18 protein-coding genes are annotated in these 18,490 nt (G+C 63.0%); 12 read left to right on the top strand and 6 right to left on the bottom strand.

The features are described from left to right. Nucleotides 1-52 precede the first annotated feature (52 nt). Together htpG and H620_RS0124430 are read left to right on the top strand one after the other, a co-directional pair. Nucleotides 53-1,957: a molecular chaperone HtpG gene (gene htpG / locus H620_RS0124435; protein ID WP_023381344.1), complete on the top strand. Its 1,905-nt coding sequence runs from the start codon at nucleotides 53-55 to the stop codon at nucleotides 1,955-1,957. A gap of 59 nt (nucleotides 1,958-2,016) precedes the next feature. Then, a complete protein-coding gene (locus H620_RS0124430; RefSeq protein WP_023381343.1) occupies nucleotides 2,017-2,742 on the top strand; it encodes a dienelactone hydrolase family protein in 726 nt (241 codons plus the stop codon). A gap of 118 nt (nucleotides 2,743-2,860) precedes the next feature. On the opposite strand, the gene H620_RS0124425 is transcribed toward H620_RS0124430, so the two are convergent. Continuing rightward, nucleotides 2,861-3,724: a pirin family protein gene (locus H620_RS0124425; RefSeq protein WP_027908199.1), complete on the bottom strand. Its 864-nt coding sequence runs from the start codon at nucleotides 3,722-3,724 to the stop codon at nucleotides 2,861-2,863. Between the two features lie 115 nt (nucleotides 3,725-3,839). On the opposite strand from H620_RS0124425, the gene H620_RS0124420 reads away from it, so the two are divergent. Beyond that, complete coding sequence (locus tag H620_RS0124420) at nucleotides 3,840-4,841, top strand: amidohydrolase family protein (RefSeq protein WP_027908198.1); 1,002 nt, start codon at nucleotides 3,840-3,842, stop codon at nucleotides 4,839-4,841. Nucleotides 4,842-4,953: 112 nt separating this feature from the next. Here the strand turns inward: H620_RS0124420 and fabB are convergent, their stop codons facing one another. The 5 genes from fabB to H620_RS0124395 all read right to left on the bottom strand — a co-directional run bounded on the left by fabB (nucleotide 4,954) and on the right by H620_RS0124395 (nucleotide 11,875). Continuing rightward, nucleotides 4,954-6,174 (bottom strand): beta-ketoacyl-ACP synthase I, encoded by a 1,221-nt coding sequence (fabB, locus tag H620_RS0124415; protein ID WP_023381340.1) that lies wholly within the window; start codon nucleotides 6,172-6,174, stop codon nucleotides 4,954-4,956. A gap of 11 nt (nucleotides 6,175-6,185) precedes the next feature. After that, nucleotides 6,186-6,701 (bottom strand): 3-hydroxyacyl-[acyl-carrier-protein] dehydratase FabA, encoded by a 516-nt coding sequence (gene fabA / locus H620_RS0124410; protein ID WP_003251509.1) that lies wholly within the window; start codon nucleotides 6,699-6,701, stop codon nucleotides 6,186-6,188. A gap of 208 nt (nucleotides 6,702-6,909) precedes the next feature. Beyond that, the gene (locus H620_RS0124405) at nucleotides 6,910-8,841 is read right to left on the bottom strand and encodes a response regulator (RefSeq protein WP_027908197.1); all 1,932 of its coding nucleotides are present in this window, start codon (nucleotides 8,839-8,841) and stop codon (nucleotides 6,910-6,912) included. Next, nucleotides 8,838-9,728 (bottom strand): ABC transporter substrate-binding protein, encoded by an 891-nt coding sequence (locus H620_RS0124400; protein WP_023381338.1) that lies wholly within the window; start codon nucleotides 9,726-9,728, stop codon nucleotides 8,838-8,840. The genes H620_RS0124405 and H620_RS0124400 overlap by 4 nt, the downstream gene beginning before the upstream one ends. Beyond that, complete coding sequence (locus H620_RS0124395) at nucleotides 9,728-11,875, bottom strand: TonB-dependent receptor plug domain-containing protein (protein ID WP_177325249.1); 2,148 nt, start codon at nucleotides 11,873-11,875, stop codon at nucleotides 9,728-9,730. Before H620_RS0124395 ends, H620_RS0124400 begins: the two co-directional genes overlap by 1 nt. Before the next feature lie 336 nt (nucleotides 11,876-12,211). Between H620_RS0124395 and H620_RS0124390 the strand changes: the two genes are divergently transcribed. From H620_RS0124390 to kdpF, 9 genes are all read left to right on the top strand, one after another. After that, the gene (locus H620_RS0124390) at nucleotides 12,212-13,237 is read left to right on the top strand and encodes an NAD(P)H-dependent glycerol-3-phosphate dehydrogenase (RefSeq protein ID WP_023381336.1); all 1,026 of its coding nucleotides are present in this window, start codon (nucleotides 12,212-12,214) and stop codon (nucleotides 13,235-13,237) included. A gap of 36 nt (nucleotides 13,238-13,273) precedes the next feature. Next, entirely contained in the window at nucleotides 13,274-13,621 is a 348-nt protein-coding gene (locus tag H620_RS0124385) for a DUF4389 domain-containing protein (protein ID WP_023381335.1), read from the top strand. Then, entirely contained in the window at nucleotides 13,618-14,076 is a 459-nt protein-coding gene (gene sixA, locus H620_RS0124380; protein WP_023381334.1) for a phosphohistidine phosphatase SixA, read from the top strand. The genes H620_RS0124385 and sixA overlap by 4 nt, the downstream gene beginning before the upstream one ends. 98 nt (nucleotides 14,077-14,174) lie before the next feature. Then, nucleotides 14,175-14,558, top strand: coding sequence for a hypothetical protein (locus tag H620_RS0124375; RefSeq protein ID WP_023381333.1), 384 nt, complete (start codon nucleotides 14,175-14,177; stop codon nucleotides 14,556-14,558). A gap of 88 nt (nucleotides 14,559-14,646) precedes the next feature. Then, entirely contained in the window at nucleotides 14,647-15,435 is a 789-nt protein-coding gene (locus H620_RS0124370; RefSeq protein WP_023381332.1) for an alpha/beta fold hydrolase, read from the top strand. Then, nucleotides 15,432-16,286, top strand: a complete 855-nt coding sequence (locus H620_RS0124365; protein ID WP_023381331.1) for an alpha/beta hydrolase — start codon at nucleotides 15,432-15,434, stop codon at nucleotides 16,284-16,286. The genes H620_RS0124370 and H620_RS0124365 overlap by 4 nt, the downstream gene beginning before the upstream one ends. A gap of 109 nt (nucleotides 16,287-16,395) precedes the next feature. Continuing rightward, entirely contained in the window at nucleotides 16,396-17,190 is a 795-nt protein-coding gene (locus H620_RS0124360) for a DUF4892 domain-containing protein (protein ID WP_023381330.1), read from the top strand. 12 nt (nucleotides 17,191-17,202) lie between these two features. Next, complete coding sequence (locus tag H620_RS0124355) at nucleotides 17,203-18,255, top strand: AI-2E family transporter (RefSeq protein ID WP_023381329.1); 1,053 nt, start codon at nucleotides 17,203-17,205, stop codon at nucleotides 18,253-18,255. A 141-nt stretch (nucleotides 18,256-18,396) separates the two neighbouring features. Further along, on the top strand, nucleotides 18,397-18,486 hold the full coding sequence (gene kdpF, locus H620_RS26140) for a K(+)-transporting ATPase subunit F (RefSeq protein WP_041925515.1): 90 nt from the start codon (nucleotides 18,397-18,399) through the stop codon (nucleotides 18,484-18,486). Nucleotides 18,487-18,490: the final 4 nt, after the last annotated feature.

Raw genomic sequence — 18,490 nt, 5'->3', positions numbered from 1 at the left:
GCCGATTCGGCTGCCAGGCGCCAACTGCCATCAGATCGGAGTTTTGAAGACCATGACTGTGGAAACACAAAAGGAAACCCTGGGCTTCCAGACCGAGGTAAAGCAGCTGCTGCACCTCATGATTCACTCGCTGTACTCGAACAAGGAGATCTTCCTCCGTGAACTGATCTCCAACGCCTCCGATGCCGCCGACAAGCTGCGTTTCGAAGCGCTGGCCACGCCTGATTTGCTCGAAGGTGACGCCGATCTGAAGATTCGCCTGAGCTTCGACAAGGACGCCCACACCATTACCCTGGAAGACAACGGTATCGGCATGAGCCGCGAAGATGTCATCGCGCATCTGGGGACCATTGCCAAGTCGGGCACCGCCGACTTCATGAAGAACCTTAGTGGTGACCAGAAGAAGGACTCGCACCTGATCGGTCAGTTCGGCGTGGGCTTCTACTCCGCATTCATCGTCGCCGACAAGGTCGATGTGTTCAGCCGTCGCGCTGGCCAACCGGCTTCCGAGGGCGTGCATTGGTCCTCCAAGGGCGAAGGCTCGTTCGAAGTCGCTACCGTGGACAAGGCCGAGCGCGGCACGCGCATTGTCCTGCACCTGAAAAAAGGTGAGGAAGAGTTCGCCGATGGCTGGCGCCTGCGCAACCTGGTCAAGAAGTACTCCGACCACATTGCCTTGCCGATCGAACTGCCTAAGGAGCAGGCTGGCGCCGAAGGCGAGGAGAAGCCAGCTGTCGAGTGGGAAACCGTCAACCGCGCCAGCGCCCTGTGGACCCGTCCGCGTACCGAGATCAAGGACGAGGAATACCAGGAGTTCTACAAGCACATCGGCCACGATTTCGAGAATCCGCTGGCCTGGAGCCACAACAAGGTCGAAGGCAAGCTGGAGTACAACTCGCTGTTGTACGTGCCGGCCCGCGCACCGTTCGACCTGTACCAGCGTGAAGCGCCACGCGGCCTGAAACTGTACGTGCAGCGCGTGTTCATCATGGACCAGGCTGAGTCGTTCCTGCCGTTGTACCTGCGCTTCATCAAGGGCGTGGTCGACTCCAACGACCTGTCGCTTAACGTTTCGCGGGAAATCCTGCAGAAGGACCCGATCATCGACTCGATGAAGTCGGCGCTGACCAAGCGTGCGCTGGACATGCTGGAGAAGCTGGCCAAGAACGAGCCCGAGCAGTACAAGAGCTTCTGGAAAAACTTCGGCCAGGTGCTCAAGGAAGGCCCGGCCGAGGACTTCGCCAACAAGGAGAAGATCGCCGGCTTGCTGCGCTTTGCCTCCACCCAGGACGACAGCGGCGAACAGACCGTTGCCCTGGCCGACTACCTGGCGCGCGCCAAGGAAGGTCAGGACAAGATCTACTACCTCACCGGCGAGTCCTACGCGCAGGTCAAGAACAGCCCGCACCTGGAAGTCTTCCGCAAGAAAGGCATCGAAGTGCTGCTGTTGACCGATCGCATCGATGAATGGCTGATGAGCTACCTCAGCGAGTTCGATGGCAAAGCCTTCATCGACATCGCCCGTGGCGACCTGGACCTTGGCAAGCTGGATTCGGAAGAAGACAAGAAAGCCCAGGAAGAAGTCGCCAAGGAAAAAGAAGGTCTGGTCGAGCGCCTGAAGGGTGCGCTGGGTGACAGTGTGGCCGAGGTGCGTGTTTCCCACCGCCTGACCGACTCGCCGGCCATCCTGGCCATTGGTGAGCAGGACCTGGGTCTGCAGATGCGCCAGATCCTTGAGGCAAGCGGGCAGAAGGTGCCTGAGTCCAAGCCGATCTTCGAGTTCAACCCGACCCACCCGCTAATCGAGAAGCTGGACAACGAACAGAGCGAGGACCGCTTCGCCGAGCTGTCGCATATCCTGTTCGACCAGGCCGCGCTTGCAGCCGGTGACAGCTTGAAGGATCCGGCGGCTTACGTTCGTCGCCTGAACAAGCTGTTGGTCGAACTGTCTGCTTGAGTTGATGCAAAGGAAAGCCCGCTTCGGCGGGCTTTTTTAATGGTGCAAGGAGGAATTTGATGAGCAAGGTAATCGTCGAGTCGTTGGTTTATCACCTGTCCGGCAAGGCGTACGAGAGCCGCCTGGTGTATGAACCGGGCTCGTTGCCCAAGCCTGGCCTGGTCATGGCGCCGAACTGGATGGGTATTGGCGAGGGGGCCGAGCGGATCGCCAAGGAGGTGGCCGAGAAGGGCTACGTGGTGCTGATTGCCGACCTGTATGGGCAGTCGGTGCGTCCTTCCAATGCCGATGAGGCTGGGGCGGCGATGATGCCCCTGAAGAATGACCGGGCCGAGCTGCGCAAGCGTATGCAGGAGGCGCTGGCCCAACTGCTGGGCCAGTCGAAGGCGTTGCTGGAGCCTGGCCAGGTGGCCACCTTCGGCTTCTGCTTCGGCGGTTGCTGTGCCCTTGAGCTGGCCCGCTCAGGGGCTGACCTGAAGGCGGCGGTGTCGTTCCATGGCACGCTCGATACGCCGAATCCGGAAGATGCCAAGCGCATCAAGGGTTCGGTGCTGGTGCTGCATGGTGCTTCCGACCCGCTGGTGCCGAAGGAGCAACTGCCGGCCTTCGAGGACGAAATGAACGCAGCGAAGGTCGACTGGCAATTGGTCAGCTATGGCGCGGCGGTGCATTCGTTCACTGACCCCAATGCCAATGTGCCGGGCAAGATGCAATACGATCGGCGGACCTCCGAGCGGGCTTTCCGTGCGATGCACAATCTGCTGACCGAAGTGTTCCCGCGCTGATCGCCTGTAGGAGCGGGCTTACTCGCGAAGAACTCGATGCGGTAGAGGGCACGGGCTTTGCCCGTGCTCGCGGGTATACCCGCTCCAGCAGGGGGATCGGCCGTCAGGCGGCCCTCTGTCAGCGAGGCAGTTCAATTCGCGAACTCTCCCCCGGCACCGTGGGCCAATCACCTGCAGCCCATTTGGCCCTTGCCTGTTCGATCAACTGCGGATCGCTTGCCACGAAATTCCAGTTCATCCGCCGCGGCCCATCCAGCGCAGCGCCGCCGATCAAAACGAGCTGGCAATCACCCTCGGCGTAAAGGGTGACCTCTTCACCTTCCGGTAGCACCACCAGGCTGCGCGGCTCGACTTCTGTATCCTCCATCAGCAATTCGCCTTCCAGCAGGTAAAGCGCCCGCTGCGCATGCTCGTTCGGTACCTGCAAGGTTGTGGCCGGCTGCATGTGCACATGGGCATAGAGGGTAGGGGAGAGCACTGGTACCGGCGACTCCAGGCAGAAGCCCTGGCCGGCAATCATGCAGATCCGAACCCCCATGCTATCGCTCACTGGTAGGCTGGCCGCTGGATGATGGCTATAGCTCGCCGGACCTTGCTCAAGCTCGCGGGGCGATGCGAGCCAAACCTGCAGGCCATGCAGTCGGGAGCCGTCGGTGAAGGCCTCGGCTGGGGTGCGTTCGACATGCGCAACGCCGCTGCCAGCGGTCATCCAGCTCACATCGCCGGGCTGTACGCGCTGTTCGGAGCCGAGGCTGTCCTTGTGCAGGATTTCACCCTCGAACAGGTAGGTCAGGGTAGACAGGCCGATGTGCGGGTGTTGGCGGATGTCCATGCCGCTGCCGGGTGCATACTCGGTCTCCAGCATGTGGTCGAAGAAGACGAAGGGGCCGACGCTTCGGCATTGTGCCGATGGCAAGGGGCGCAGTATCGGCTGGCCCTCGACCGATTCGGCGCGCGGGCGGATGACCAGGGGGCTGCTCATGTTGGGCTCCAGGCTGGATGGAAATGCCCCAAGCATAGCGGTTCGCCAGGCGTTGCTGAACCGCCGGGCAAGCTTGCCGGTCTACCGTGTTCGTAACGGGACAAGGAATACAGCGATGATGGTCAGAGTGCTGGGTTGCTTACTATTGTCTGCCTGGATAGGCCATGCGGCGCAAGCACGTGATTACGCTTACAGCGACGCCCACCTGCACTACGTCGATTTCTTCCAGGAGACCGAGGGCATGCCTGCATTGATCGAGGCCATGGACAGGGCAGGCATCGAGCACTCGATGATTTCCGGCATTCCGGTGGCCAAGAAGTGGCATGAGGACGAGCCCAAGCGGCCGCGCTACTATGCAGGCGACGATGCTGATGCCTATTGGTACAGCGCCACCGACCTGTATGTGGCGGCAGCTCTCGAAAAGCTGCCTGCCGAGCAGCGACGCAGGTTCCATCCCTTTCTCACTGGCTTCAACCCAGTGGACAAGAATGCCGTCAGCCACATCGAGCGCATGCTTGAGCTGTACCCAGGGCTTTGGCAGGGGATCGGTGAAGTGTTCACCCGTCATGACGACCTGACCGCGCTCACCAGTGGCGATACGCCTCGCGCCAACAACGAGGCCATGACGCGTATCTACCACTTGGCGGCCGAGCGCGACCTGCCGGTGCTGTTGCACTCGAACATCACCTCGAAGCGCGAACGCAACCCGCTGTATCTGGCGGAGATCGAAGAGCCATTGCGCAATCATCCACATACCCGTTTCATTTGGGCCCACGCCGGCACCAGCATGGAAATTCACCGGCATCAGACGCAGATGGACTTCCTGTTGCCGGTGTTGACGCGGCTGCTGGAGGATTACCCGAATTTGTATGTGGATCTTTCCTGGAGTGTGCTTACGCCCTACCTGCTGGATGAGCGAGGCGTGCCGCGCAAGGCGTGGATCGATGTGGTCGTCAAGCATCCACAGCGCTTCATGCTGGGCTCGGATGTGGTGGGCAAATTTGGCGGCCTGGGAGAACAGTTGCACGGTTTCAGGCCATTTCTCGATGCCTTGCCTGAGGAGGTGGCGAACAAGGTAGCGCGGGATAACTTCCTGGCGGTGTTGCCCAGGCGGTAGTGCCTCGGAAGGGTTGGCCTCATCCCGAGTGCGCCCAATCCCACAGGGTTGCACGCCACACATGAAAACGCCCCGAACCAGTCGGGGCGTTTTCAATTACCGCATCAGCGTCTTACTTGCCAGTCCAGCGCTTGAGCACCAGGGTGGCGTTGGTGCCGCCGAAGCCGAAGCTGTTGCTCATGACCGTGTCGATCTTGGCGTTCTCTTCGGTTTTGCGCAGGATCGGCATGTCGGCGACTTCCGGATCCAGCTCGTCGATGTTGGCGGAGCCGGCGATGAAGTTGTTTTCCATCATCAGCAGGCAGTAGATCGCCTCGTGCACGCCAGCGGCGCCCAGCGAGTGGCCCGACAGGCTCTTGGTCGAGCTGATCTTCGGCGCTTTGTCACCGAACACTTCACGCACGCCCTTGATTTCTGCAACGTCACCGACCGGCGTCGAGGTGCCGTGGGTGTTCAGGTAGTCGATCGGGGTGTCGACGGTGGACAGCGCCTGCTGCATGCAGCGGATGGCACCTTCGCCGCTCGGTGCGACCATGTCGTAGCCGTCGGACGTGGCACCGTAGCCGACGATTTCGGCGTAGATCTTCGCGCCGCGGGCCAGTGCGTGTTCCAGTTCTTCGACCACGACCATGCCGCCGCCGCCAGCGATGACGAAGCCGTCACGGTCGGCGTCGTAGGCGCGCGAGGCCAGTTCCGGGGTTTCGTTGCGCTTGGTCGACAGGGCGCCCATGGCATCGAACAGGAACGACTGGCTCCAGTGCTCTTCTTCACCGCCACCGGCGAAGACGATGTCTTGCTTGCCCCACTGAATCTGCTCCATGGCGGTGCCGATGCAGTGTGCCGAGGTGGCGCAGGCCGAGGAGATCGAGTAGTTGATACCCTTGATCTTGAACGGAGTGGCCAGGCACGCCGATACGGTGCTGCCCATGGTGCGGGTGACACGGTAAGGGCCGACACGCTTGACGCCTTTCTCGCGCAGGGTGTCCAGCGCTTCCATCTGGTTCAGGGTCGAGGCGCCGCCGGAACCAGCAACCAGGCCGGTACGCGGGTTGGAAATCTGCTCTTCGGTCAGGCCGGAGTCCTTGATCGCGTCCTGCATCGCCAGGTAGGCATAGGCAGCGGCGTGGCCGACGAAGCGGTAGACCTTGCGGTCGATCAGTTCTTCGAGGTTGAGGTCGATGGAACCGGAAACCTGGCTACGCAGCCCCATTTCCTTGTATTCCGGGTTGTAACGAATGCCCGGACGGCTGTTGCGCAGGTTTTCGGTGACAGTAGCTTTGTCATTGCCCAGGCACGAAACGATGCCCAGACCAGTGATAACGACGCGGCGCATGCGAATAACCCTTAGAAATTGTCAGTGGAGGTGAACACGCCGACCCGCAGGCCTTCGGCGGTGTAGATCTCGCGACCGTCGACGCTGACCGAGCCATCGGCGATGGCCATGTTCAGCTTGCCCTTCAGGACGCGCTTGATGTGAATGTTGTAGGTGACTTTCTTGGCTTCGGGCAATACCTGGCCAAAGAACTTCACTTCGCCCGAACCCAGGGCGCGACCACGGCCTGGCAGGCCCTGCCAGCCGAGGAAGAAACCGACCAGCTGCCACATGGCGTCGAGGCCCAGGCAGCCTGGCATTACCGGGTCGCCTTCGAAGTGACAGGCGAAGAACCACAGGTCCGGATTGATATCCAGCTCGGCGACCAATTCACCTTTGCCATACTTGCCGCCTTCTTCGCTGATGTGGGTGATGCGATCGACCATCAGCATGTTCGGCGCGGGCAGTTGCGCATTACCTGGGCCGAACAGCTCACCGCGACTGCAGCGCAGCAGGTCTTCCCGAGTAAAGGCGTGTTGTTTGGTCATGCGAGCTCCTCAATAACCCCCTGCGGCAGGGGATGAATCTTCCCGGCCGGCCCGGAGTGTGTTGAGTCCGGGGCGGCAGCCTACAGGTAGACTATTGCGTTGTGGTGAAAGTCACAGCGCACCTGGCAAAAAGAAGTACAGGTGTGCACTGAAACGGCTATTTTCAGGTCCGACGAAGGTCCTGTCCAGTCCTTAAGACTGCCGCACTTTAGCATTTATCGCCAGTCGCGGCTGTCCGGCCGGGTAACCAACGCTGCAATACCCGTTGCAATTCGGTGCGGCGGAAGGGTTTGCTCAGGTAATCGTTCATGCCGGCGGCCATGCAGCGCTCGCGGTCGCCCTGCAACGCATTGGCCGTCAAGGCGATGATCGGCAGGCTGTCGCGATCGGGCAGTTGGCGGATGCGCCGGGTGGCTTCGTAACCGTCCAGCCGCGGCAGCCGGCAGTCCATCAGTACCGCGGCGAAGCGCTGCTGGCTGACCTGCTCCACGGCCTGGAGGCCATCCAGCGCCACGCTCACCTCCAGCCCAAGGCTGCGCAACATGGCTTCGATGACGCTTTGATTGATCGGATTGTCCTCTACCAGCAGGATTCGCCCGCCCTCGGTACCCAGGCTGCCCTGCGCGACGCTGCCGGGCAGGGCCGGGGGCGCCATGCTGGCCAGGGTCAGGGGAATTTCCAGGGTGAAGGTCGAGCCCAGCCCTTCGCGGCTTTCCCCGCGCAGCTTGCCACCCATGCGTTCGGCCAGGGTGCGGGCGATCGACAGGCCCAGGCCGGTGCCGCCATAGCGCCGGGAAATCGAGCTGTCCGCTTGCTGGAAGGCCACGAACATGGTCTCCAGGCGCTCGCTGTCGATGCCGATGCCAGTATCGCGCACACTGCAGGTCAACCAGATCAGCTGCCGGTCCAGGGGCTGCCAGCGCGCATGCACCTGGACCTGGCCGCGTTCGGTGAACTTCAACGCGTTGCCGATCAAGTTCAGCATGATCTGGCGGATTCGAGTCGGATCACCGCTGACTTCCAGCTGCTCCATGCCGGCCGGCATCTGCAGTTGCAGGTCGAGTCCACGCTGCTGGGCGCTGTGCTGGAACGACTGCACGCTGTGGGCGATCAATTCGCCGAGGTTGAAGTCGATCTGCTCAAGTTCCAGCGTGGTGCGTTCGATGCGCGAGAAGTCGAGGATATCGTTGATGACCTTGAGCAAGTGGCCCGTGGATTCGCTGGCGACCGCCGCATAGTCGGCCTGCTCGGGCGTCAGCTGGGTGGTTTCGAGCAACTGCAGCATGCCCAGCACACCGTTCATCGGCGTGCGTAACTCATGGCTCATCATCGCCAGGAAGTCGGACTTGGCGCGGTTGGCTTGCTCGGCCTCCTCACGGGCCTGGATCAACTGGGCAATGGCCTGCTTCTGTTCGGCGCTGGCCTGCTCCAGGGCGCTGGCCAGGTTGTTGATATGGCGCGCCAGGTGGCCGAGCTCGCTGTCGTCCACCACCGGTAACGGGGCATTGTACTCGCCCTGCTGGATCGCCTTCACCGCATGGCCCATGTCGCTGATCGGCTTGGCCAGGCTGGTGGCCAGGCGGCGGGCGAGCAGGAAGGTGAACAACAGGGCGAACAAGGCAAGAATGCCAGCCTTGATAACGATTTCCTGCTGGCGTTGGCTGAACGCATCATCGGACATACCGACGATCACCCGTCCCAGGTAATCGTCGCCGATGGCGGGGGTGGGGGCCTTGCCCTGTTGCAGGAAGTCGCTGTCCAGGCGGATCTGCTGCAGCCGTATGGGGGCCTGGAACACTTCCACGCGCTGGGCGCGGTTGCTGCTTTCATCGGACTGCTCGACGTACACCAGAATATGGTTGCGGCTGTCCTGCACCTCCAAAAAACGCACGTGTGGAATGCTCAGGGTGGCCCTCATGAGGCCTTCGAGCACCTCATTGTTGCCGGAGATCACCCCGTACTCGGACGCCGGGGCCAGTTGGTTGGCGATCAACTGCCCGGTGTGGTTGAGCTCCTGGCGCAAGTCCTGGATCCGCACGAAGGTGAAGAAACTGATCAGCAGCAGGGTCAGCAGCAGTGCAGGACCCAGGCTGATCATCTGGGTGCGGGTGTGGATATCCCAGCTCAGGCGTTTGCTCATGGGTTGGGTTCTCCTGCGGCCAGGGCCTGGGCAGCGGCCTTCGGATCGATGGGTTCCAGGCCCAGTGCACGGGCGACTTGCTGGTTGCCACTGACGCCGAAACGCGCCGGGTAAAGACTGCGCGGCCAGCGCGAGGGCGGTTGGTCGAGCAACTGGTCGAGAACCGCCAGCCAATCATCCTGGTCGCTGTAGCTGCTGGCCAGGGCGCCAGCGCGCACGAAACCGGCGTTCGGCCCGATCAGCGCCATCTGTCGGCCGTAGCTGCTGAGCAACAGGTTCTTGGCGGTCTTCGAGTTGTACAGGTCGGGGTCGTCCAGGCCCAGCAGCACGTCGCTGTTGAGCAGCAGGTTCTGCAGTGGTCGGCTGTCCCGTTGATCGGGCCAGTCCTGGGCAACGATCTCCAGGCCCAACGGGCGGGCGGCATGGCGCAACTCTTCGAGCAGGAAGTGGCTGTGCTCGCCATACAGCACGCCGATGCGCTGCGCCTGCGGCAGCAGGTAGCGTGCCAGGCGTAGCTGCCGTGCCAGGGGCGGGTCGCTCCACAGCAGGCACAGGTAGGCCGGACGGGATTTGCCCAGGCGCTGCTGCGCCTGCACCCGGCTGATACGCATCGCCAGTGCCGGGGGGCCGGCGGGCTCGGCGAGCCGCCAGTCCAGGGCAGCGCTATCGAGCAGGATCAGGCGCAGGTCGGCATTCAGCTGGCCGGGGCGGGGTAGGGTCGAGGTGGTCTGGAAACGCACCACGTCGTGGCTGCGACGGCTCTCCAGGGCCGCCACGAAGCTGCGAATGCCGGGTTGATCTTCACCACCGACCAACAGGATTTCGCTAGCGGACAGCGATCCCATGGGCCAGAGAAAGATCAGCAGCAGGCGCAGCAGGCGGGCCATCAGAACTCCAGCTCCGCGCTGACGCTCAGGCGGTGACGGCTGTCGTAGCGGTTCTGGATCGTCGTGGTCGGTTCATCGTCCAGGCGCTGCTGCCACAGCGCGGCCAGCTCCAGGTTGCTACCCTGGATACGCAAGCGCTTGGCCACACGCAGGTCCAGACGCTCGTAGCGGTACTGGTTGAGTGCGTCGTCGCCGTAGTAGAAAAGAGCGCTGGACCAGCCGTCGCCCCAATCGCGCATCCAGCCGGCCGAGCCACTGTTGCGGGCGGTGTTGGCGCTGTCCAACGGGTTGCTGGCCCAGGCGTCGACATAGGCGTAGGTCAGGCGCAGGCGGTCGCGTTGGGTCACGCGCCAGTCGGCTTGCGCCTCGCTGCCACTGAACCGCGCTTTGTTGGCGTTGCTGGCGATGTACTGGTTGTTCCTCAGGGGCTCGCTGATCATTCCGGTGATCTCGTCATAGAACAACTTCACATCCATGCTCAAGTCGATGTCGCTGAAGTAACCGTTGTAGCCCAGTTCCCGCGAGCGCATGCGTTCTTGATCGAGGTTGCCAGGGCCTCGGGTCTTGACGAAATATTCGCCGTTCTGCAGCCCGAAGTCGTTGGGCGTCAGGTTCTTGACCGTATAGCTCCAGTTGACGTTGTTCTCGAACATGTCGGGCGAGCGGACCGCTTCGGAGTACACCGCTCGCAAACCGTGGCGCGGGGTGATCAGGTAGTTCACCGCCATGCGCGGGGTAAGCGAACTGCCCGAAAGACGCGAGTCCTCGAACATCGCACCGCCCTGGATGATCCAGTGTTCGTCCGCACGCCATTCCAGCTGGCCGAATGCGCGCCAGGTCTGGTCGTCGATGCTGCCGTTGAAGTAGGTCTGCGAGTCGGCGCGATCATAGCGGTAGTTCATACCGCTGAGCAGGCGCAGGTTGTCGGTCAGGCTCAGGGTGTCCTGGATCTCCAGGTCGTAGCGGGTTTCGCGGGTACTTTGATCGACATCGCCGCAGACCGTGCTTTTGCCGCCGTTGTTCCATTGCGTCTGGGCCTGGGTCAGCAGGGCGCTGAGCGTCGGGTCCGTGGTTGTCGGCAGGTTTCCGGTCGACAGGTTGCGTGCCACCTTCTCGGCGAAGTCTGGGTTCAGTTGCCACAACTGGGTCAACGCCGGACTGAACGCCATCAGCGCGTCGCACGCCAGCCAGACTTGCTGGCGATCGAAGTGTTGAGCCGACCCTTGGATGTAGAAGCTGTGCTCTGGGCTGATATCGATGTTCCAGCGTACCGAGCCCGCGTAATCCTTGGCGTTGACATCTGCGTCGGTGCCTGCGGCATACTTGCCGAACACCGGTTGGTAGGTGTACGGCCGCTGGTTGCTGCCCTCCTTGGCCGCCAGTTGCCACTCCAGGGTCTGGTCGGGCGCGAGGTTGTGGCTGGCGCTGAGGTTGACGCGGTTCAGGCGGCGGCTGTCGCGGTAGTCGTTGCCGAACTGGTCGCTGTCGAAACCGTCGTCCTGCTGTCCCGACACCGACAGGCGCAGATCACCGCCGTCCCAGCCGAATCCATGACTGGCGTAGTAATCGTTGATGCCATCCTGGCCACGGGTGAGCTTGACCCGTGTGCCATGGCTGTCGGCGGGGTTGCGGGTGAGGATGTTGACCACCGCCATCAAGGCGTTGGCGCCATAGCTGACGGTGTTCGGGCCGCGGAACACCTCGATGCGCTCGATATCCTCCAGGGCCACCGGGATATCGCTCCAGTCCACCGTGGCAAGGCCGGCCCGATACACCGAGCGGCCGTCGATCAGCACTTGCATGCGCCGGGCTTCGTTGACGTTGCTGCCGTGGTAGTTGACGGTTGGCTGGTTGCCGGCGCCGTAGCCGATCATCATGCCTGGCACCAGGCGCAGCAGTTCGGGAATATCGCGGGCACCGCTGGCACGGATCAGTTCGCTGTCGAGCACGGTCATGCTGCCCGGCACCGCCGCCGGGGATTGTTTCAGGCGCGTGGCGGTCAGAACCTGCGGCAAGTCAGTGTTGTCGATGAACAGGTCATCGGCCATGACCGGGCCACCGAGCAGGGCGGTCAGCAATAACAGACGCGGGTAAGGGGGCGTGCCTGGGAACACGATACGGCCTTGTATCAAAGATGAAACAGGCATGTTAACTGACCTTGGACCTTTTGCCAGTGGTGGGGCGCGAGTTTGCGAGGTGGGGGGGTGAGGGAAAGGCTTGCCGGTGGTTTTCGGGTGGTGTCGAGATCGCGCGGCGCATCGCGAGCAAGGCTCGCTCCTACGCTTTTTTCGGGCCAGTTATGCCTGTGGGATTTGCGCGCGACCGCTTTGGCATGGCCCGAAAAACGTAGGAGCGAGCCTTGCTCGCGATGCGCCACGCGATCGCCAACCCAACCCGCCACGCAAGCCATGCACTGGCCCTGTCGCATCCGCACCGTATAATGGTCCGGTCGCCACTCACATTTTGGCATTAACGGATTGAATATGACTGAACAGCAACCTGTTGCAGTTCTGGGAGGCGGAAGCTTTGGCACCGCCGTGGCGAACCTGCTGGCTGAAAACAACGTGCCAGTGCGCCAATGGATGCGCGACCCCGAGCAGGCCGAGGCCATGCGCATCAATCGCGAGAATCCGCGTTACCTCAAAGGTATCCGCCTGCACGACGGTGTCGAGCCGGTCAACGACCTGCTGGCGACGCTGCAGGCTTGCGAGCTGATTTTCGTGGCCCTGCCGTCTAGCGCCCTGCGCAGCGTGCTGGCCCCGCATGCCGAGTTGCTGCGCGGCAAGGGACTGGTGAGCTTGACCAAGGGCATCGAGGCGCAGAGCTTCAAGCTGATGAGCCAGATCCTTGAGGAAATCGCCCCCCAGGCACGTATTGGCGTGCTGTCGGGCCCGAACCTGGCCCGCGAGATCGCCGAACATGCGCTGACCGCCACTGTGGTCGCCAGCGAAGATGAAGACCTGTGCCAACGCGTGCAGGCGGTGTTACACGGGCGCACCTTCCGGGTGTACGCCAGCACCGACCGCTTCGGTGTCGAACTGGGCGGTGCCCTCAAGAACGTCTATGCCATCATGGCTGGCATGGCCGTTGCCCTGGGCATGGGTGAAAACACCAAGAGCATGCTGATTACCCGTGCCCTGGCCGAGATGACTCGTTTCGCCGTCAGCCAAGGCGCCAATCCGATGACCTTCCTGGGGCTGGCCGGTGTCGGCGACCTGATCGTCACCTGCTCTTCACCCAAGAGCCGCAACTATCAGGTGGGTCATGCGCTGGGGCAGGGCCTGAGCCTGGAACAGGCGGTCAACCGCCTGGGCGAAGTGGCCGAGGGGGTCAATACCCTCAAGGTACTGAAGGCCAAGGCCCAGGAAGTGCAGGTGTACATGCCGCTGGTGGCGGGCCTGCACGCGATCCTGTTCGAAGGCCGCACGCTGAACCAGGTCATCGAACACCTGATGCGCGCCGAGCCCAAGACCGACGTCGATTTCATTTCCACAAGCGGTTTCAACTGAGCCTTCGTGGGTTCTGAACAGAGCAAGGAGCAATACATGAACGATACCCCCGAGCGCGCGCAGCGCGAGTCGATCATCCTGCGGGTGCTGTGGATGCTGGTGTTCCTGGTGGTCTGGCAACTGGCCGAGCTGCTGCTGGGTGGCCTGGTGCTGGTGCAGCTCATCTACCGACTGGTGTATGGCGCCCCGAGCGCCAGCCTGATGAACTTCGGCGACAGCCTCAGTCAGTACCTGGCGCAGATCGGTCGTTTCGGCAGTTTCCACAGCGACCAGAAGCCCTGGCCATTCGCCGACTGGCCGGCCCCGCGGGCGCCGGAAGGCGAGGCGCCTCACGCCGTGGCACCGGCAGCGCACCCGGTGCGCGACGAGGAGCCCAAGCTGTGAAGCTCTGGGTTCTGCGCCACGGCGAGGCCGAACCGCGGGCCAATACCGACGCCGAGCGGCGCCTGACGCCCCATGGCCGCGAGCAAGTGCTGCACAGCGCGGCGCGCTTGCTGGGCCAGCCACTGCAAGCCATCCTGGCCAGCCCCTATGTGCGCGCCCAGCAGACCGCGGCACTGGTGCATGACACCCTCGGTTTCACCGAGCCGGTGCACACAGTGCCGTGGTTGACCCCCGACAGTGACGTGCAACAGGTCATCGGCGAAATCGAGCGACTGGGCCTTGAGCATGTGCTGCTGGTCAGCCACCAGCCGCTGGTGGGCACATTGGTTGGAAGGCTCGAGCACGGGCATGGCCAGCGACCAGCCCCCATGAGTACCGCCAGCCTTGCAGAGTTGGAAGGGGATTGGCCATTGGCAGGCCTGATGACCGTGCGCGCGATTAATTCACCCGACTGAAACCGGGCAACTGGCATTTTTGTCAGTTGCCGCCTCTGGCAGGGCGTTGCTAGCGTTGCATCGAGGCGGTACAGGCAGGGAAGAATCAGGAGTGCGGGATGGGTGGTCGAAGGTTGGATCTGGTTCGCTGTGCCGATTTGCAGCCAACGTTGGATAAAGTGCAGGCCAGCGGGGCGCTGGATTTTGCCGAGTACAGCCTGCTGCGTGAGGCCGCTGATGCCAAGCTGTATCACCTGATGGGCAGGCTCCAAGGCCGTGGCTGCCCGGACCTCGCCACCCGGATACAAGGAGAGGAAGACCTGCGCAGGCTGCAGGACGCTTGCCAGCGCGTATCCCACCTGGTGCAGACCAGCTGCCTGGCGTTACGCCGGCTACAGCTCGACCACAAGGATCAGCGCCTGGCTCGCGAGGCGCTCGAAAGCCAGCTGGCCTACCTGCAAGCCTGCCTGCGCCGTTCATTGCTCGGTTTCGACCTGTCCTGATTGCCCTGCGCGATGACCTTTCCGGACATTGCCGAGCGCCGCCACGATGCCGACAATGGGCAACCATCCCCGGTTCGGACCTGGCGCCATGTCGCAACGGATCTTCTTCGCCCACGCCAACGGATTTCCCTCGGCCACCTACGGCAAGCTGTTCGCCGCGCTCGCGCCGGACTACCAGGTGACGCACCTGGCCCAACACGCCCACGACCCAAGGTTTCCGGTCGATGACAATTGGCGGAACCTGGTCGATGAACTGTTGCACCATCTGGCTCAGCAGGATCAGCCCGTGTGGGGCGTCGGTCACTCCCTGGGCGGTGTGCTGCACCTGCATGCCGCGCTGCGCCGCCCAGAGTTGTACCGGGGCGTGGTAATGCTTGACTCGCCGGTGTTGACCCGTGCCGACCAGTGGTTGATCCGCACCGCCAAGCGTTTCGGTTTCATCGATCGCATCACGCCTGCGGGCCGCACCTTAGGGCGGCGCGAGGCCTTCGCCGATCGTGACAGCGCGCGGACATATTTCGCCAGCAAGACCTTGTTCCGCAATTTCGACCCCGAGTGCCTCGAGGCGTATCTGGAACATGGTCTGCAAACCGCAGAGGAGGGTCTGCGCTTGCGCTTCGACCCGGCCACCGAGATCAGTATCTATCGCAGCATCCCCCATGCCAGCCCGGCACCTGCCCGGCATTTGCAGGTGCCGTTGGCGATGGTGCGTGGCGACCGTAGCCGGGTGATTCGTCGTCACCACGCGTTTGCCGTGCGTGGCATGCCCACGGGTGAGTACCACAGCGTACCGGGTGGCCATATGTTCCCGCTGGAGCGCCCCACTGATACCGCCAGCCTGATCAAGGGCCTGTTCGATCGCTGGAGCCAGGCATGAGCCTGCCCGTCGAAGAAGTGCGCCTGAGCCTGGGCCATATCGAACTCGCCGCGCACCTGTTCGGGCCAGCGGACGGGTTGCCGGTGATCGCACTGCATGGCTGGCTGGACAACGCCAACAGTTTCGCGCGCCTGGCACCCCGTCTACAGGGCTTGCGTATCGTCGCGCTCGACTTGGCCGGCCATGGCTATTCCGAACACCGCCCGCCAGGGGCCGGCTATGCCCTGGCCGATTACGCCCATGACGTGTTGCGGGTCGCCGAGCAGCTTGGCTGGCAACGATTCGCCCTGCTTGGTCACTCGCTGGGCGCCATCATCTCGGTGCAGTTGGCTGGGGCCTTGCCGGACAGGGTCAGCCACCTAGCGTTGATCGACGGCGTGATCCCGCCTACCGGTGCCGAGCAGGATGCGGCTGAGCGGTTGGGCATGTCGTTGCAGGCGCAGTTGCGCCTGGATGGCAAGCGCAAGTCGGTTTACGCCTCGGTCGAAGACGGCGTGCAGGCTCGCATGAAGGGGATGGTCGCGGTAAGCCACGAAGCTGCGCAGTTGCTGGCCCAGCGCGGACTGATGCCGGTCCCGGGCGGGTTCAGCTGGCGCAGCGACAGCCGACTGACCTTACCATCGCCGGCGCGCCTGAACCCGGCCCAGGCCATGGCGTACGTGCACCGGGTCGGTTGCCCGGGCTGTCTGGTGGTGGCCGCCGATGGCATGCTGGTGCGCCACACCGAGTTGCTGGAGCAGCTACCCTTTGAGCGAGTGGTGCTGCCAGGTGGGCATCATCTGCACCTGAACGATGAGCAGGGTGCGATCCTTGTCGCAGACTGTTTCAATCGCTTCTTTGGCTTTTCTTGACTTGTACCGGACAAGTGCCGAGGCTTGGCGGGTTGAACAGGGAGACAACCATGCAAATGCCAGACATCCTGGACCTTCGCTCCGCCACCCGCTGCCCCAAGGGTGGCCGATGAGCGCATCCGTTTTCATCCGCGTCACCTTCGTCACCTGCGTCGCGCTGGTCAGCGCCGCTTCCTGGGCGGGCAGCCTGCCGGTGCCGCAAGATGGCAAGGTGGTCGACCAACGCCCCGCCGTAGAACAGGAACGCGTCTACCCCCTGGGCCCGCTGCGCAAGATCAGCGGTCGCCTGCGGGTCGATGACAAGGTCGAGAGCCGTGGCCAGGTTAGCTCGGTCACTTACGAACTGCCCGTCGAACGCACCGCTCGTGAGGCGTTCACCAGCGCCCGCGAACAATTGCAGCGTGACGGCGGTTACCCCTTGTTCTGGTGCCAGGGCCGTGACTGCGGCGAAGCCAGCCTGTGGGCCAACGATGTGTTCGGCAATGCCCGGCTCAATGGCGGCGACGAGCAGCAGGCATTCATCCTGTTGCGCCGTTCGGCCGAAGAGGCCGACACCTTGGTGGCGTTGTACAGCGTCACCCGTGGCAACCGCCGCGCGTACTTGCACGTCGAAGAGTTCGTCGCGGGCAGCCCGCTGGGCGAACTGCTACCCACGCCAGCGACTGTGCTGCGCGAAATGCGCGACACCGGAAAGCTGGACTACCCTGACCTGGGCGCACCGCAAGCCACCTGGGTGACCCTGCTCGGACGCAGCCTGAACCTTGACAGCACCCTGCGTGCCAGCCTCAGTGGAGCCGAGGCCGAAGCCTGGCGCCAAGAGCTGATCAAGGCAGGCGTGCGCAGCAGCCGACTGGAAGTCGGGGACGCCCCTACCGATGGCCTGCACCTTGAACTGATTCGTTGATCGAGCGCCACCATGGCCAACAATGATCGTCTGTTGATCCAGATTCTTCTGCTGGCGCTGTTGGGCGCGGGGCTGTGGGTAATGGCGCCGTTCATTTCGGCACTGCTGTGGGGGGCCATCCTGGCCTTTGCCAGCTGGCCGTTGATGCGCCTGCTGACCCGCGTGCTGGGGGATCGCGAGACCCTCGCGGCAGGTTTGCTGACCGGTGTCTGGATTCTGGTCGTGGCCTTGCCGCTGGTCTGGCTTGGGTTCAACCTGGCGGACCACATTCGCGACGCCACGGCGTTCATTCGCGATGTACAGGTCGATGGTTTACCTGACGCCCCGGACTGGCTGGCCGGTGTCCCGCTGGTCGGCGGGCGCCTGGTCAGCTGGTGGGAGTCGCTGGACCAACAGGGCGCGATGCTGCTGGCCTCGGTCAGACCCCACCTGGGTCAGGTTGGTAACTGGCTACTGGCACGCAGTGCGCAATTGGGCAGTGGTGTGCTCGAACTGACCCTGAGCCTGGTGTTCGTGTTCTTCTTCTACCGCGACGGCCCGCGATTGGCGGCGTTCGTCCTGCGCCTGCTGCAGCGTTTGATGGGCGACCGTGCCGAGTATTACCTGGAACTGGTGGCCGGCACCGTGCAACGTGTGGTCAACGGCGTGATCGGCACCGCCGCGGCCCAAGGCCTGCTGGCATTGATTGGCTTTCTCATCGCCGGTGTGCCGGGCGCCATCATCCTCGGCCTGGTGACCTTCATGCTCAGCCTCATTCCCATGGGGCCGCCGCTGGCTTGGATACCGGCCACCGGTTGGCTGGTATGGAAAGGTGAGTACGGCATGGCCGTGTTCCTGGGTATCTGGGGTACCTTCGTCATCAGTGGCGTTGACAACGTGCTCAAGCCCTACCTGATCAGCCGCGGCGGCAACCTGCCACTGGTGATCGTCCTGCTTGGTGTGTTCGGTGGCCTGATCGCGTTTGGCTTCATCGGCCTGTTCATCGGGCCGACACTGCTGGCGGTGGGCTACAGCCTGTTGCTGGACTGGAGCCGCAACGCAGGGCAGCAGACGCCGCAACGCTGATATCACCCGCGGCCCGGCAACGGGCTGCATCTTTACGCATTCTTTATGCGCTGACCTGTCCCTCGATCTCGCCCCTTTACGTCGCACCCTCGGACAATTTCCCCAAAGCGGCCAACGCCGCATGGATGGGGAGAACCACCGATGAATGTGCTCGAAGGGTTGTCACTGCTGCTGGCAGTGGCGTTGGCGATTTACCTGCTTACGGCGCTGCTGCGCGCCGATCGCAGCTAGGGAG

It is taken from the genome of Pseudomonas taiwanensis DSM 21245, assembly GCF_000425785.1.
In the GTDB taxonomy this organism is placed as follows: Bacteria; Pseudomonadota; Gammaproteobacteria; order Pseudomonadales; family Pseudomonadaceae; genus Aquipseudomonas; species Aquipseudomonas taiwanensis.
This window is presented reverse-complemented; position numbering and strand designations above follow the sequence as displayed.